Origin of the sequence: Streptomyces sp. NRRL B-3229 (genome assembly GCF_000719505.1) — a bacterium.
GTDB lineage: Bacteria > Actinomycetota > Actinomycetes > Streptomycetales > Streptomycetaceae > Streptomyces > Streptomyces griseorubiginosus.
Window position 1 is genome coordinate 1 of the sequence record NZ_JOGP01000070.1, and the last position, 1,731, is coordinate 1,731.

Sequence of the window (1,731 nt, forward strand, 5' to 3'; positions counted from 1 at the left end):
CTCCCCGACTACATGCTCCCGGCCGCGTTCGTGGCCATCGACCGCATCCCCCTCACCACCAACGGCAAGATCGACCACCGAGCCCTCCCCACCCCCGACCTGACAGCCCTCACCGGAGCCGACCACTACATCGCCCCCCGTACCCCCGCCGAGGAGAAACTGGCGGCCATCTGGCAGGACGTCCTCGGACTCGACCGCGTCGGCGTCGAAGACAGCTTCTTCGACCTCGGCGGCGACTCCATCCGCGCCGTACGCCTCGTCGGCGCACTCCGCGCCGCCGGATACGACGTCTCCATCCCGGACGTCTTCCAGCACCGGACCATCGCGGCCTTGGGCGCGCTGGTCTCCGGCGGTGACGCCGGGCACTCGCTGGTCGCCGCCGTGGAACCCTTCGCCCAGATCGGCGCCGACGACCGCGCCGCGCTCCCGGCGGACGTGACGGACGCGTACCCGCTCTCGCAGGTGCAGACCGGCATGCTGGTCGAGATGCTCGCCTCGGGCGACGAGCACGCCTACCAGAACATCACGTCGTTCCGGATCCCGGACACGGAGCCGTTCGCGGTCGAGGCGATGCGGCAGGCGCTGGACGCGGTGGCCTCCCGGCACGAGATCCTGCGCACGTCGATGCACCTGGACGGCTTCAGCCAGCCGCTCCAGCTGGTCCACGGCTGCGTCAAGATCCCGCTCACCGTGCACGACCTGCGGGAGGCGCCGGCGGCCGTACAGAACGAGCGGCGGCGTGCCTACCTGGCCGGGGAACGGGCGGCCGGGTTCGAGCTCGCCGACGCCCCGCTGCTGCGCGTCGCCGTGCACCTGGAGTCCGACGAGGCGTGGCGCGTGACGCTCAGCCACTGCCATGCGATCACCGACGGCTGGACGGTCAACTCGCTGCTCATGGAGCTGCTGGACGTCTACCGGGCCCTGCGCGACGGGCGGGAGCCGGCCGTGTACGAGGCGCCGGCTGTCCGGTACGCCGACTTCATCGCCGCCGAGCAGGTCTCTCTCGCGGACGCGGCCGACCAGGCCTTCTGGCAGGGCGTGGTGGAGACCCACGGCCCGCTGGCGCTGCCCGTCTCCTGGGCGGACGACAGCACCTACGGGGCAGGCGCGCCCGAGCGGCACGGCCTCCGTGTCCCCTTCGCCGACCTGGAGGACGGCCTGCGCCGGCTCGCCGCCGAGGCCCGGACGTCGTTGAAGAGTGTGCTGCTGGCCGCCCACCTGAAGGTGCTCGGCACCCTCACGGCGGACGCCGCCTTCCACACCGGCGTGGTGTACCACGGCCGCCTGGAGGCGCCGGGCGCCGACCGGGTGCTCGGCATGCACCTCAACACCCTGCCCTTCCCGTCCGTCCAGGGCGCCCGTACCTGGCACGAGCTGGTGGAGCGGGTCTATGCCCGCGAGACGGAGATCTGGGCCCACCGCCGCTACCCACTGCCCGCCATCCACCGCGCTGCGGGCGGTACCGGCAATCTCCTGACCGTCCTGTTCGACCACCAGAACTTCCACCAGGTCGACACCGACACCGTCGACGTCGACGGGACCATGGGCGAGGGCACCAACGAGTTCGCTCTCTCCGCCATCGCGAGCGGCGGCGCCTTCAAACTGACCACCTCCACCGACGTGTTCAGCCGCGCGGGTCTGGCCCGGCTGGGCGGGATGTACCGCTCGGTGCTGGAGGCGATGGCGGCGGACGCGGGCGGTGACGCGCGCGGCGCGTTCCTGTCGGACGCC

At 72.3% G+C, this 1,731-nt stretch carries 1 protein-coding gene; it reads left to right on the plus strand.

Features of this window, described 5'->3' with window-relative positions; translation table 11 throughout:
* Positions 1–1,731 (plus strand): condensation domain-containing protein (locus IF54_RS0138690; protein ID WP_030327369.1); only part of this gene is annotated, 1,731 nt, incomplete at both ends.